The organism is Ruegeria meonggei, assembly GCF_042768335.1.
Lineage (GTDB): Bacteria > Pseudomonadota > Alphaproteobacteria > Rhodobacterales > Rhodobacteraceae > Ruegeria > Ruegeria meonggei.
This window is the reverse complement of sequence record NZ_JAXHBT010000001.1, coordinates 2,950,342-2,964,239: the sequence shown is the minus strand read 5'-3', so window position 1 is coordinate 2,964,239 and position 13,898 is coordinate 2,950,342. Positions and strand designations below refer to the sequence as shown.

The 13,898-nt window shown below is 58.0% G+C and carries 13 protein-coding genes; 12 read left to right on the top strand and 1 reads right to left on the bottom strand.

The features are described from left to right. Positions 1-4: 4 nt before the first annotated feature. From SJY13_RS14630 to SJY13_RS14600, 7 genes are all read left to right on the top strand, one after another. Positions 5-538: a (2Fe-2S)-binding protein gene (locus SJY13_RS14630; RefSeq protein ID WP_085822426.1), complete on the top strand. Its 534-nt coding sequence runs from the start codon at positions 5-7 to the stop codon at positions 536-538. Further along, a complete protein-coding gene (locus SJY13_RS14625) occupies positions 535-2,952 on the top strand; it encodes an aerobic carbon-monoxide dehydrogenase large subunit (RefSeq protein ID WP_377191788.1) in 2,418 nt (805 codons plus the stop codon). The genes SJY13_RS14630 and SJY13_RS14625 overlap by 4 nt, the downstream gene beginning before the upstream one ends. A 105-nt stretch (positions 2,953-3,057) precedes the next feature. After that, a complete protein-coding gene (locus tag SJY13_RS14620) occupies positions 3,058-3,924 on the top strand; it encodes an AAA family ATPase (RefSeq protein WP_377191786.1) in 867 nt (288 codons plus the stop codon). A 47-nt stretch (positions 3,925-3,971) separates the two neighbouring features. Continuing rightward, on the top strand, positions 3,972-5,111 hold the full coding sequence (locus SJY13_RS14615; RefSeq protein WP_377191784.1) for a vWA domain-containing protein: 1,140 nt from the start codon (positions 3,972-3,974) through the stop codon (positions 5,109-5,111). A 12-nt stretch (positions 5,112-5,123) separates the two neighbouring features. Continuing rightward, on the top strand, positions 5,124-5,936 hold the full coding sequence (locus SJY13_RS14610) for an XdhC family protein (RefSeq protein ID WP_377191782.1): 813 nt from the start codon (positions 5,124-5,126) through the stop codon (positions 5,934-5,936). Between the two features lie 106 nt (positions 5,937-6,042). Continuing rightward, positions 6,043-6,495 carry an SRPBCC family protein gene (locus SJY13_RS14605; RefSeq protein ID WP_085822422.1) on the top strand — a complete coding sequence of 151 codons (453 nt, stop codon included), beginning with the start codon at positions 6,043-6,045 and terminating at the stop codon, positions 6,493-6,495. A 108-nt stretch (positions 6,496-6,603) separates the two neighbouring features. Beyond that, positions 6,604-7,584 (top strand): hypothetical protein, encoded by a 981-nt coding sequence (locus tag SJY13_RS14600; protein ID WP_377191780.1) that lies wholly within the window; start codon positions 6,604-6,606, stop codon positions 7,582-7,584. 27 nt (positions 7,585-7,611) lie between these two features. On the opposite strand, the gene SJY13_RS14595 is transcribed toward SJY13_RS14600, so the two are convergent. Beyond that, positions 7,612-8,616 (bottom strand): nuclear transport factor 2 family protein, encoded by a 1,005-nt coding sequence (locus SJY13_RS14595; RefSeq protein WP_377193661.1) that lies wholly within the window; start codon positions 8,614-8,616, stop codon positions 7,612-7,614. Positions 8,617-8,775: 159 nt separating this feature from the next. On the opposite strand from SJY13_RS14595, the gene SJY13_RS14590 reads away from it, so the two are divergent. From SJY13_RS14590 to SJY13_RS14570, 5 genes are all read left to right on the top strand, one after another. Then, positions 8,776-9,822, top strand: a complete 1,047-nt coding sequence (locus SJY13_RS14590) for an ABC transporter ATP-binding protein (protein WP_377191778.1) — start codon at positions 8,776-8,778, stop codon at positions 9,820-9,822. 74 nt (positions 9,823-9,896) lie between these two features. Further along, the gene (locus SJY13_RS14585) at positions 9,897-11,108 is read left to right on the top strand and encodes an ABC transporter substrate-binding protein (protein WP_377191776.1); all 1,212 of its coding nucleotides are present in this window, start codon (positions 9,897-9,899) and stop codon (positions 11,106-11,108) included. A 111-nt stretch (positions 11,109-11,219) separates the two neighbouring features. After that, complete coding sequence (locus SJY13_RS14580) at positions 11,220-12,197, top strand: carbohydrate ABC transporter permease (protein WP_377191774.1); 978 nt, start codon at positions 11,220-11,222, stop codon at positions 12,195-12,197. Between the two features lies 1 nt (position 12,198). Then, positions 12,199-13,353, top strand: a complete 1,155-nt coding sequence (locus SJY13_RS14575; RefSeq protein ID WP_377191772.1) for a carbohydrate ABC transporter permease — start codon at positions 12,199-12,201, stop codon at positions 13,351-13,353. Positions 13,354-13,357: 4 nt separating this feature from the next. Beyond that, entirely contained in the window at positions 13,358-13,894 is a 537-nt protein-coding gene (locus SJY13_RS14570; RefSeq protein ID WP_377191770.1) for an ester cyclase, read from the top strand. The last annotated feature ends 4 nt before the right edge of the window (positions 13,895-13,898 follow it).

Here is a 13,898-nt window from a genome sequence, read left to right as displayed (position 1 = left end):
AACCATGTCAAAAATGCACGTAAAACTCACCGTGAACGGCAAACAGGTCGAAGGTCTGGCCGAGCCGCGCACATTGCTTATTCACTTTCTGCGAGAAGATCTGAAGATCACCGGGCCGCATATCGGGTGTGAAACCAGTCATTGCGGCGCCTGCACGGTCGATATCGATGGCAAGTCGGTGAAATCCTGTACCACCTTTGTGGCGCAGGTGAACGGCGCGGATGTTACCACCGTCGAAGGGTTGACCAATGACGATGGCAGTCTGGGTGTGCTGCAGGAAATGTTCCGTGAACATCATGGGTTGCAATGTGGCTTCTGCACGCCAGGTATGATCACCCGCGCGCACAGGTTGCTGCAGGAAAACCCAAATCCGTCTGAAGAAGACATTCGCTTTGGCATGGCCGGAAATCTGTGCCGCTGCACCGGGTATCAGAACATCGTCAAAGCGATCTCAGCCTCGGCTGACATGCTGAACGCCCAAAATCAGCCCTCAAGTCGCGAAGCGGTAGGGCAAACAAAAGTGGAGGCGGCGGAATGAACGACCAGACTCTTACCCCCGAAGAACGCGCCGCCAACCTCAAGGGTATGGGCAGCTCGCGCAAACGCGTCGAGGATGTGCGCTTTACCCAAGGCAAGGGCAATTACGTTGACGACATCAAGTTGGATGGGATGCTGTTTGGTGCTTTTGTCCGCTCGCCCTATGCCCATGCGCGCGTCGTTAATGTGAACAAAGACGCGGCGCTTGCCGTGCCCGGTGTTGTAGCAGTGCTGACCGCCGAAGACTTATCACCACTGGGCCTGCACTGGATGCCCACGTTGGCTGGTGACAAACAGATGGTACTGGCCGACGGCAAGGTCCTGTTCCAGGGCCAGGAAGTGGCCTATGTCGTTGCCGAAGACCGGTACATCGCAGCGGATGCGGCGGAACTGGTCGAGGTCGATTATGAGGAACTGCCGGTTCTGACTGACCCGTTTGAGGCATTGAAATCGGATGTCGTCCTGCGCGAAGATCTGGAAGGTCAGACCGAAGGTGCGCACGGCCCGCGCAAGCATCACAATCACATCTTCACCTGGGAACAGGGCGATAAGGATGCGACCGAAGCCATTTTGGCAGAGGCCGATGTCGTGGCCGAAGAGATGATTTATTACCACCGCACCCATCCCTGCCCGTTGGAAACCTGCGGCTGTGTCGCGTCAATGGACAAGGTGACCGGCAAGTTGACGCTGCATGGCACATTCCAGGCCCCGCATGCGATCCGAACAGTTGTCTCGCTGATCTCGGGCATTGCCGAGCATAATATCCGTGTCATCAGCCCCGATATTGGCGGTGGGTTCGGCAATAAGGTTGGAGCTTACGCGGGCTATGTCTGCTCGGTTGTGGCCTCAATTGTAACCGGACGGCCGGTGAAATGGGTCGAGAACCGGATGGAGAACCTGATGTCCACCGCCTTTGCCCGCGACTACTGGATGCAAGGCAAAATCGCCGCCACCAAGGATGGCAAGATCACCGGACTGTGGTGTCACACGACGGCGGATCACGGCGGCTTCGACGCGTGTGCCGACCCGACCAAGTTCCCGGCGGGCTTCATGAATATCTGCACCGGCTCTTATGACATCCCCACCGCTTATCTGGCAGTTGACGGTGTCTATACCAACAAGGCGCCGGGTGGGGTGGCCTATCGCTGTTCCTTCCGGGTGACCGAAGCCGCGTATTTCATAGAACGGATGATCGAGGTTCTGGCCATCAAGCTGAACATGGATGCGGCCGAGCTGCGCCGGATCAACTTTATCAAGGCGGATCAATTTCCCTATCAGTCGGCGCTAGGCTGGGAGTATGACTCGGGCGATTATCATACAGCCTGGGACAAGGCGCTGAAGGCTGTGGACTATGAAGGTTTGCGCGCGGAACAGGCACAGCAGATCGAGGATTTCAAGGCTGGTAAAACACGCAAGTTGCTGGGTATCGGTCTGACGCATTTCACCGAAATCGTCGGTGCCGGGCCCGTAAAAAACTGCGATATCCTTGGGCTGGGTATGTTTGATAGCTGCGAAATCCGCATTCATCCGACCGGATCGGCCATCGCCCGGCTGGGCACGATCAGCCAGGGTCAGGGCCATGCCACGACCTTTGCCCAGATCATCGCCAGCGAGATCGGTCTGCCCGCCGACGACATCACGCTGGAGGAGGGCGACACCGACACCGCGCCGTACGGTCTCGGGACCTATGGGTCGCGGTCTACTCCGGTCGCGGGGGCTGCTACAGCAATGGCTGCGCGGAAAATCCGCGCCAAGGCGCAGATGATTGCGGCCTATCTGTTGGAGGTGCACGACGACGATGTCGAATGGGACGTGGATCGCTTTGCTGTCAAAGGCGCGCCGGAGCGGTTCAAGACCATGAAGGAGATTGCCTTCGCCGCCTATAATCAGGCGATACCGGGGTTGGAGCCCGGATTGGAGGCCGTCAGCTATTATGATCCACCAAATATGACTTATCCGTTTGGGGCCTATATCTGTGTCATGGAGATCGACGTGGATACCGGCGAATGGGACGTTCGCAAGTTCTATGCGCTGGATGATTGTGGCACGCGGATCAACCCGATGATCATCGAAGGGCAAGTCCACGGTGGCGTGACCGAGGCACTGGCCATCGCGATGGGTCAGGAGATTGCCTATGACGAGATGGGCAACGTCAAGACCGCAACGCTGATGGATTTCTTCATACCCACCGCGTGGGAGACGCCGAATTACATCACAGATCACACGGTGACGCCGTCTCCGCATCATCCGATTGGTGCCAAGGGAGTTGGTGAAAGCCCGAATGTGGGGGGCGTGCCAGCGTTTTCCAACGCGGTTCATGATGCGTTTCGGCCCTTTGGGTTGGTTCAGAGCCACATGCCACATGATCATTGGCGGATTTGGAGGATTGCAAACGGCCTGGGGATGCACGGGTAATCGGTTTCGAACCGGCTGACGCCGGTCCGACCGAACGGAGGGGGCGCTGCCCCCTCCGAACCTCCCCCGGGATACTTTTAGCCAGATGAAGATGGGATCCTGGTTTTGACTTTGAGTGATGTGCACAAAGGACTGGCTGCGCAGGGCTATGTTGCCGATGACCGGTTGGCGATGGCCTTGCATTTGGCACAGGAGCTGGGGCGTCCCTTGCTGCTTGAGGGCCCGGCGGGCGTGGGTAAGACCGAGGTTGCCAAGGCTGTGGCTGCTTGGCGCGAAACGCGGCTGATCCGGCTGCAATGTTATGAGGGGCTGGATGCCAGCCACGCCATATATGAGTGGAACTATCAGCGGCAGTTGCTGGCCATTCGGGCCAGCGAAGCGCAGGGAGGGACCCGCGAGGCGCAGCTGTTTACGGATGAGTATCTGCTGAAACGGCCATTGTTAGAGGCTATTTCAGCTGAGGATCCACCTGTTCTGTTGATCGATGAGATTGATCGTGCGGATGAGGAGTTTGAGGCCTATCTGCTGGAAATCTTGTCTGACTTTCAGATCACAATCCCTGAACTGGGAACCATAAAAGCGCGCGTGCGTCCAATTGTGATCCTGACGGCAAACGGAACGCGAGATTTGTCGGACGCCTTGCGCCGGCGGTGTTTGTACAGTTTCCTTGACTATCCGTCGCAAGAGACGGAGTTGATCATTCTACGAGCCCGGATGCCGGGGCTAGAGGAACAGTTGGCCCGGCAGATTGTTGGTGTGGTTCAAGCTCTGCGCAAGGAAGAGCTTGAGAAAACTCCGGGTATTGCCGAGATGCTGGATTGGGCGGCGGCGTTGTCCGGTCTGGGGGTGAACGATCTGGCCAAATCCCGCAACGAGGTGCAGGCGACGCTGGTATGCCTGTTGAAAACCGCCGCGGATCATGATGCCGCCCCGCCCGAAGTGATGGACCGGTTGATTGGGAAGGTGGCGTGATGCAGGTTACCCGATTCCCTTCTCGTGCGACAGGCATTGCGGACCGCATGTCGGGGTTTATTGCGCATCTGCGGATGAATGGCATGCGTGTGGGACCACGGGAAACCGGGGATGCTCTGGCCGCTATGTCGGCGGTTGAGGCGACGGAAGCGCAGCAGGTGCGGCGAGCATTATGTGCGGTGTTGGCCGGAGATGCCGAAGATTGGCGCCGCTTTGATGCGTTGTTCGACGCCTATTGGTTCAACGCGGGCAAGCAGCGCTCTGGCATGGCACAGACCGCGCATGTGCGGGTGCAATCCGCCAAACCCATGATCTGGCAACAGCAAGATCGGGGCATAGACGACACGCAACCCGGAACAGATCAGGCCACCACTTCTGATCCCAGCGACGGGGAGGCCGAAGGGATGGACGGGCAGCTGATTGCAACCCGTACGGCCAACCTGTCGCGCCGAGATCTGCGGGAATTGATGGATGAAGAGGCTCTGAAACAGGCGGAAGCGGCTGCATCGAAATTGGCACGGGCCATTCGGGATCGCCGGTCGCGGCGGCGGAAACAGGCGCTGCGCGGCCCGGCGCTGGACATGCGACGGATACAGAGGGCCAGCCTTGCGCGCGGGGGCGAGCCGATGGATCTGTATCGACGGGCGCGTCCGCCGCGTCCGATGCGGATCGTGGCTTTGTGTGATGTTAGCGGCTCGATGACCGTCTATTCCCGGGTGTTTCTGGCCTTCCTCAAAGGTCTGATCGGCAGCGGAACCGAGGCGGATGCTTATTTGTTTCACACCCGGTTGATGCGGGTAACCGATGCGCTGCGTGATCATGACAGTTTGCGGGCTGCAGGTCGGTTGTCGCTGATGGCCGAGGGGTTTGGGGGCGGCACAGATATCTCGGGCAGCCTGAACACTTTCGTAAACGGATACGGTACGCGAGCGCTGAATGGGCGGACCATCGTGCTGATCCTGTCGGATGGCTATTGCAGCCAGGGCCCGCAGGCGCTGGGCGAGGTGTTGGGGCGCATTCGTCGCAAGGCACGGCGCATCGTTTGGCTGAACCCGCTGAAGGGATGGCGCGACTATCAACCTATTGCGGCCGCTATGCAGGCGGCTGAACCCTATCTGGATGCGCATCTGCCCGCCAACACGTTGGACGCGCTGGCGGCGTTGGAACCGCAGTTCCGAAGGCTGTGACAGGAGCTCGATATGGCAAGTTTTGATATTTTCGACACCATCGAACAACTGCGCAGCACCGGAGAGGCGTTCTGTGTCGCCACGGTGTTGCGCACGGCGGATGCCACCTCGGCCAAGGCGGGGGGCAAGGCTGCGATCACAAAAGACGGGCGCATTCTGGGGCATCTCGGCGGCGCGTGCGTACAGCGCGCCGTGCAGCGCTCAGCCCAAGAGGCGCTGGCCATAGGGGCGCCTCGGATGATCCGGGTCAAACCTTCGGAAAAGGTGGTGAACATGACCGATCCTGACGGTGTACAAACCTTCAAAAGCGGATGCCCCTCGGGCGGTACGGTTGATCTGTTGGTCGAGCCTTATCAACACGCCCCTCGGTTGGTGATCTTTGGTGAGTTGCAGATTGCGATCGCTTTGGCGGCGCATGGCGTATTGGCCGGGTTTCGGGTTTGCGTGACTAAAGGCGCTGAGATCGACGCGGATGTCCGGCGATTTACCCCCGAAACCATCGCCGAAATCGGGATCGATATGCGGGATTTTGTCGTCGTCGCCTCGCAGGGTAGCGGGGACGCCACAGCGCTGAAAGCCGCCCTGGAAACGGATGCAATGCGTGTTTCCATGGTAGCCAGTCGGCGAAAGGCTGATATGCTGACGGATAAACTTGTTGCGCAGGGGATGGATCCGGCGCGTGCGGCGCAGCTTAAATCTCCGGCGGGTCTGGATATCCAAGCGATTGACCCGCACGAAATCGCCCTGTCGATCATGGCGGAAATCGTGCAGTGGCGAAATAGGGACAAGACGAGGGAGGCTTCTGATGATGAGAAACGTGCTTAACCGCCTGAAGGCCCTTTGGCCCGCGCGACCGGCTCAAACCCCGGAAGAGGCAGCAGAAACTGCGCTTTTGGTCTATCCAAGATGTTGTTGAACAAAGGAATCATGAATGGAACTCAGTGACGAAATCCGCATTACGGCGCCCCGCGCTGTCGTATACGAGGCCCTGAACAACCCTGAAATCCTGCAGGAGTGTATTCCGGGCTGTGAGGAGCTGATCCAGAATTCTCCTGAAGATCTTGAAGCCAAGGTTGTTCTGAAAATCGGCCCGGTCAAAGCCAAATTCGCTGGTGAAGTCACGCTGGACAAATCAAACGCGCCAGGTGGGTTTTCCCTGACCGGCGAAGGCAAGGGCGGCGCGGCTGGTTTCGCAAAAGGCGGGGCTGAGGTTACGCTGACCGAAGACGGGGACGAAACGGTTCTGGCCTATACAGCCAAGGTCGATGTTGGTGGTAAGATCGCGCAATTGGGCAGCCGCCTGATCGCGGGGACAGCGAAAAAGCTGTCGGGCAAGTTTTTCACCCGCTTTGGTGAAATCGTATCGGAACAATCAGTGTCCTGACCAGAAAAAGGTCGGGCAGCTTGCCCGGCCTGCTGATCGCGGCGCAATCGAGTTGACGTCGCCCGAAATCAGCGCGATCACACTCGCATCCTATAGCAGGAGGCCAGGGTGAAAAACCAAGTTCAGTTGGAAAAACTCGAAGGTTGGTTGGCGATCAAGCCGGATGATCTGGCGTCCATCCGGCGTTTGGTCACGCTGTTGGACCTATCCGGACCACCGGGCAAACCCCTTGGTGCTTTTGGGACGGCGCAGGCCAAAATCGGCGCGTCGCTGCCCGTCGATTGGCAGTCCCTGTATTTGAACACAGGCAAAAACGCTGCCGCCTATGTGCAGTGGCTGTCGATCCTGAAATCCGCGCGGATCGGACAGGCCGTGCCGATTGGGCAGGTGTTTTCCGGCCAAGTCATGACCATCAATGGGCAGCCGACCTATTGCGGCGAGAAGTTGAAGTTCTTCAAGGAAACCAGCGTCATACCGGGCCTGTGCTACGATTGTTATAAGGTCCAAATCCTGCCCGAGAATCTTGAGGCGATGTTTCAGACCTATTTCCTGCTACTCGCGCTGGATCTGCCTGGCGACAATGCACGCAAGTGCATGATCGAGCTGCGCGATGGCATCAAGTTTCCGTACAAAGCCTATATCTATTGCGAAAGCCTGCCCGAGGCAAAGACCTGTCTTGCCGCGTTTCAGCAGAACCTGGCTGAGGCGGGGATAACGGGCGTCCACTCAACGATTTCGCACGGATGTTCGGAATACGGGATGGAGTATCCCGAGTTCAAATACACCGAGGGCGAGGATCAATCAGCGCTTACCCCAACGGCCGAATGGCAAGAGGTTGAGCAGACCTATTTTGATCGCCTGAAGCTGCCACCGCCGCAAACCCAAAGCAATACCAAGCCGCGGATCAGCCTGCGCGATGTTTTTGCCTTTCGGACCTGGGCTAAATACGCCCAGCTGATCGGAGATGACACCTGTGGCACCTATCAGGCTGCGAAAGGGCCTGCCCTGCCGCCCGCATTTGTCAAACGGGTGAAAGCGCAGGCGGCTCTTCGGCATCAGGAAATGACCGAACTGGCCACGCGGTCGTGATTTGCTGCGGATAAGGGACTGCTCAGCTCAGGATGCTTCAATCCCGGTTGTACGCGCCAGAATATCGACCCCCTGTTGGCGCCAGAAATGCAGCAAGTCGATGAAAATCCAGTTCTCGGCCAGCTTGTCACCCGCACGGCGATAGATGTCGATCACCCGGAACTCACCTGGCTTGCCGGTGGCGGGCATCCCCATGAACCCACCGGTCGGGACGGCAGTGAAATTTGGCCAGCCGAAGAACCCGCCATACTGCCCCTCGGCCAGACGGCAGATATGGCTGGTCCCCGAGCGTTCGGCGAAGGCCGCGCGAAACGGGCCAGAGTGCTGTTGGGCATATCGGTCGATCGTGTAGGTTGCGCCGATCCCCTCTGGGCCCCACCAGATCATGTCGTCATGCCAGGTGCGGGCCAACTCATCCTCTAACGGCAGGTCGCTGTTCCACTGCCCAAGGTCAGAGATCATGGCATTGATCGTGCTGAGTGTTTTGCGACCCTCTTCTATCGGTTGGTCTTTGGTCAGAATGCCGTCATGGGTGCGCGGCCCGGGTTGCACCAGATGGGCAGCGGTTTGGGGTGGAAAGGGGTTTTGCCCGGCCTGCACCATCAAATGCGGAATATCGAAATACATTGCGGTCTCGGCGATCTTGCCCTGTGAGACCCGATGGAACTCGCAATAGCGCAGAAAGGCCATCTTGCCAGTGGGGCGGATGCCAAGCCACGGATGGTCGAACAACCCCATCAGATGCCCCATCGACACCACCCAGACATCCGCGACCGGGTCCAGAGAATTGGTTCCGGCGAAAAAGATATCCTGCCGACGCTTCATACGGGTCAGGCTGTTTTTCAGCGGCTGCCAGAACCTGTCTGCCACTGCGCGGGTGCCGGTAATCTCGTTGAACGGATGGAACCCACGCCAGTGTAAATCCTGCGCGCAGAATTGCCGCAGGACGTCTGGCAAGTCCGAATCGGACGTTGCATCAAGGGCCTCAAAGAACGAGGACACCAGCGTTTTTTCTTTCTGAAAGTTCACTATCTTACTGCTTTTCTGAATGGTTGTGTCGGATTCTAACGATTGAAAATCGCGGGTTACGGTGTTTTTTTGCATACGTATGCAAAAAAGTCTTGCCAGAAATGATAACTGGAGAATACAGTTTTGCAAACGTATGCAAAGCGAATCCTTTCAGGGGGCATCATGGCGGAAATTCAATTGCGCAATGTCGGTAAACGATGGGGTTCCTTTGTCGGGGTCCACAATTTCGACCTGACCATCGCGGACCGGGAATTTCTGGTTCTGTTAGGTCCGTCGGGCTGCGGCAAGACCACCACGATGCGCATGATTGCCGGTCTGGAAGACGCGACCGAGGGCAATATTCTGATTGACGGCAAGGTGGTCAACGATCTGGAGCCCAAGGACCGGGACGTGGCGATGGTCTTCCAAAGCTATGCGCTCTACCCCAACATGAATGTCTATGAAAACATCCGCTTCCCGCTGAAAGTGCGCGGTATTGACCCCGATACCCATGACGAAAAGGTGCGCCGCGCCAGCGCTATGGTTGAGCTGGACGATTTCCTGCACCGCAAACCGGCGGAACTGTCGGGTGGTCAGCGGCAGCGTGTGGCATTGGCCCGCGCCATCGTGCGCGAGCCGAACGTGTTCTTGATGGATGAACCGCTGTCGAATCTGGATGCGAAACTGCGGGTTTCGACCCGGGCGCAGATCAAGAACCTCAGCCATGAACTGGCGGTGACCACGATCTATGTGACGCATGACCAGATCGAAGCCATGACCCTGGCGGATCGCGTTGTCGTCATGAAACAAGGCGTGGTGCAGCAGGTCGGAAGCCCGACTGAAATCTACGACTGTCCCGCGAATACCTTTGTGGCGGGCTTTATCGGCTCGCCTGCGATGAACCTGATGGAAGGTGAAGTCAGCGGAGGCGTGTTCCGCGCCGACCATGCCGAGATTCCGGTTGATGCAGCTGACGGGCCAATGACGCTGGGCTTTCGGGCCGAAGATGCCAGCCTTGCGGATGCCGGCGGCCAGATCACCGCACCGATCTACACGCTGGAACTGCTGGGCGATGCAACCATGATCTCGGTCCGGGTGGGTGGTGCGCTGGTTTCGGTCAAGGCCGACAAAACGTTCCGAGCCGAAATTGGCGAGCCGGTCTCGTTCTCAGTGCCAAAAGACATCTGTCATCTCTTCGAAGCTGGAAGTGGTGCACGGATCGGGGGCTGACCCCACAACAGCCCATAAGGGCATAACACCGGTCCGGATGTCGACGACGGACCGATCCTGACAGGGAGAAACCTATGAAACTTAGATCAATCCTCATGGCTGGCGCCATGTCCATCGCTGCCAGTGGCGCATGGGCAGCCTGTTCCTTTGAAAACGACGTCCCGTTGAAATCGCTGTCTGCGGGTTTCGAGGCCTGGAAGGCCGTCACGGACGCGATGGCTGAATGCGGCAATTTCAGCGCGTCGCTGGATCAGGAATTCCGCGAAAAGCAGCCCGAGGCTTTTGCGGCCGATCCGGCCCTGTATCAGATCGGCGGCGTGTCGAACGCCACGCTGGTGCCCTTGTTGAATGCCGGCTCCGTCCGTCCTCTGGACGATCTGGTCGAGAAGTACGGCCAGAACCTGCTGCCAAACCAACTGATCAAGGTGGACGGCAAGGTTATGGCCGTCGCCATGATGGTGAATGCCCAGCACCTGATGTACCGCAACGATGTACTGGCTGATCTGGGGATCGACGAACCCAAAACCTATGGCGACGTTCTGGCAGCCGCAGCTCAGATCAAAGAGGCTGGCGTCATGGACTACCCGATCGGCGGCACGTTCAAGACCGGCTGGAACCTGGGTCAGGAATTCATCAACATGTATCTGGGCGAAGGCGGGTCCTTCTTTGGTGACGGAAACATGCCTGCGATCAACAATGATCAGGGCGTCGCTGCGCTTGAGATGATGAAAGCCATGACCGAATTTATGGATCCGGAATATCTGGTCTCGGATTCCACTTATGTTCAGCAACAGTTCCAGCAAGGCAAGATCGCTATGGCGAACCTGTGGGCCAGCCGTGCGGCCGCAATGAATGATGAGGCCGAAAGCCAGGTGGTCGGCAAGGTCACCATGGCCGCGGCCCCGATGGGGTCAGCCGTACCCGCAACCACAATCTGGTGGGATGGCATCGTTTTGGCCACGAACATGAGCGATGAAGAGGCCGTTGCCGCCTTCCGTGTAGCACTGGAAGGCATGGATGCCGACACCATCAGCGCGAATAACGATGTCGCTGTTTGGCTAAGCACGGCCTACACGCCGGGCGATCTGGCTGCAGGGGCCGCGGCCTCGGCTGAAGGGGGCGCCAAGGCGTATCCCGCCTCGGGTCCGATGGGCATCATGCATACCGCGCTGGGCAACGGGCTGGCCGATTACCTGACCGGTGCCAAGGATGCACAAACCACGCTGGCTGATATCGAGGCGGATTACATCACCGCCGCGAAAGAAGCTGGCCTGATCAGCAACTGATCCAATTGCGAGAGGGTTCCGGCCCTCTCGCCCCTATTCCTCGAGAACCATGAGAAAGGCAGAGCCATGAATTTCCGGACATTTGCCACCTTTGTTGGCCCCTCTGTCTTTATGATGCTTCTCTTTATCGCGTTTCCACTGGTCAGCGTGTTCAAGCAAAGCTTCTACATCACGCAGCCGATCTATGAGACGGTCGAAATTGAGACCTGCACCCCCGGCTTTCTGACCCAGACTTGCGTGACCGAACAGGTGTCACAACCGAAGCTGGATGACGATGGCAAGATCATCACCCGGACCGAATATGTCGGTTTGCAAAGCTATCGCAACGTGCTGGAACCCGAGCGCGCATGGCGGGCGATCAGCGACGGCAGCTGGAATGTGCTGTCCACCATCAACTTCTGGAAGGCGCTGCGGTTCACACTGACCTTCACACTTATCACGCTGCCTCTGGTTATCGGATGTGGGCTTGGGATTGCGGTTCTGATCAACAATGCCACGCAAAGGATCAAGGGTCCTGTCATCTTTATCTCGCTCTTGCCGTTTATCATCACGCCCCTGATCGGTGTGTTGTCGATCAACTGGCTGTTTCGGGGCGATGGCATCCTGACCGCCACGCTGGAATGGTGGCTGCAACGCGACATCGCGCTATTTGCGCAGGCCTGGACAATCGAGGTTCTGATGATGCTGTATCGCGTGTGGCATGTGGCCCCTTTTGCGGCCATCGTGTTCTATGCCGGGTTGCAAACAGTCAATCAGGACAGCCTGGAAAGCGCCGTGATTGATGGCGCAACCCGTTGGCAGCGATTGAAGTATATTGTCATCCCCCATCTGATGCCGCTGATCATCTTTGTGTCGATGATTCACCTGATGGACGCGTTCCGTACTTTCGAAGAGATTGTCGGTTTCTCAAGCCAGGGCTACGTCATCTCACTGCAATGGCTGACCTATGATTTCCTCGTGCCGGATCAGGCCGGAAACCGCTCGATCAGCCGGGCCTCGGCCAGCGCCATGCTGACCATGATCGGCATCATCGCCTTGCTTATCTTCCCGCTGCGCCGGACCTGGCGTGATCATAAAGGAGGTCACTGACATGTCCTCACGCGCGCTTCGCCAACCGTTCAGCCTGCGGCTGACCTCGAACATCTTTCTCGCCTTCTGGTGCCTGGTCGCGGCCTTCCCGATCTTCTGGATCGTGGTGATGAGCTTTAAATCTCCGGTCGACGCTTATGACAGTAACGCGCTGAGCGTGATCTTTGGCCCTGCAACGCTGGCAACTGGTAATGGGCTGTCGCTGCTGGATATCATTCTGGGCATCGTGGTGATTTGGGCTGCGGCAATGCTGGTCACCAAAAAGCTGCCCACGATGATCCGTTCCTATACAAAACCAGGGCAGCAATGGTTTGGCTGGATCATTGGTCTGCTGGCAGCGTTTGTTGGGTTCCTGCTGGTGTTCTTTGTAATTCTGCCCGCCGTTTTGGGCGTGCTGAACCCGATCGCAGGCCCGCTGGGCCGCGATGTGCTGGGCCTGACGACCGAGCATTACAAGACGGTCTGGATCGACCGCGGGTTCTCGAACAACTTCAAGAACTCGCTGATTGTGACCGCCGGGGTTGTGACAGTGTCTCTGACCGTGGGCACGTTGGCAGGGTACGGGTTGGCACGGTCGGGATCGACACTGGCATTCTGGATTCTGATCGTGGCGCTGGTCTTTCGCGCGCTGCCGCATTCGGTGCTGGTGGCCGGGTATCTGCCGGTTTTCATCAGCTCAGCCGAATGGCTGCGCCCGATACTGGGAGACAATGCGCCGACGCTGTATGGCAAGCCGTTCGCTGTGATCGCCGTTCTTGTGGCCATCAACCAGCCATTCACGATCTGGATGCTACGCTCGTTCTTCCAGAACATCCCGGCCGAACTGGATGAGGCTGCCCGCGTTGATGGGTGCAACCATTTTCAGGCCTTCCGGCGCGTGATCATGCCGGTGATGTGGCCTGGAGTGATCACCACCGGGCTTTTCAGTTTTCTGCTGGCCTATAATGACATCCTCGTCACTTCGTTACTGCTGGATGCGCAGAACCAGACCATGGTTCCAGCCATCGTCGGCATGTTCAACCGTGAAACCACGACAACTGACCAGGTGGTCGCAGTGGCCGCTGCGGTGTCCATCACCGCTCCGCTGTTCTTTCTTGTGATGATCTTCCAACGCCAAATCGTCAGCGGCCTGACCGCAGGTGCAGTAAAAGGATAATGAAATGAAGGGTTCCCGCCCGGAACAAGCGGTTCTGACCCGCGACACGGACATTTCCAAAACGGACGACACACGCCGCGTGATTGAAACCATGGTCGACGGTCTGAACGACCACCGCATTGATGACATCGGCGAGTTCTTCTCGGACGGGTTCCGGTGGCTGGGCAATCAGGGCTGCGGCACCAAGACCGGCCTGAAAGAGTTTCAAGAGAACTGGCAGCGCCCGTTTCAGGCTGCGTTCTCTGACAAGACCTGCATCGATGAGGCACGTCTGTATATGGGCGAGTGGGCCGCCGCCTTTGGCCGGCAGGAGGCCACGCATTCAGGTGAGTTTCTGGGTATCGCACCCACAGGCAAGCGGGTCGAGATCCGCTATATGGATTTTTGGAAAGTGGTCGATGGCAAGATCGTCGACAATTGGGTGAATGTCGATTTCGCCCAAGTTGCCGCTCAGCTGGGCGTCGATCTGTTCAACGGAGAAGGCTGGGAAACCTATGACCGGGGTGAGAAAACGCCGCCCCATCCGCAAACTGAGGGTTAAGACA